Genomic DNA, 372 nt, shown 5'->3' with positions numbered 1-372 from the left:
TTCGTAAGCGACGTAACCTTGGCAAACCGGGATTTATTAAAGTGATTGATCGCTGTAGGCGAGGTTTCAAAAGAGATCGTAGCGATCTGGTCTACTAACACCGGGGTGCCCTGCACATTATTGACATAAAGTTTTTTGAGTGCATTTAAATTGGAGAACTTGTCCCTTGGCGTGGTGATCACTACGTTGCGTGAATCGCCCCGGTCATCAATATAATCCCCTACGGTTAGCCCTGCAACAGCCATACGGATTACTTTGTCCACATCGCTGGTCAGGACACCCAAAGTACGGGCCTTCTCCTTATCGATCTTTATTTTAACATCAGATTTATAGGTATTGAGTTCGTTGTTGACGAAGAATGTGCCCGGATGC

Annotated in this window: 1 protein-coding gene; it reads right to left on the bottom strand. The window is 45.7% G+C overall.

Features of this window, described 5'->3' with window-relative positions:
* A partial coding sequence (locus tag AC1D0A_RS22010; protein ID WP_476946847.1) for an efflux RND transporter permease subunit occupies positions 1-372 on the bottom strand: 372 nt, incomplete at both ends.

It is taken from the genome of Arthrobacter sp. P1_D4 (assembly GCF_056406115.1).
Note: the sequence above shows the minus strand (reverse complement) of the source record. Positions and strands in the feature narration are given on the sequence as shown.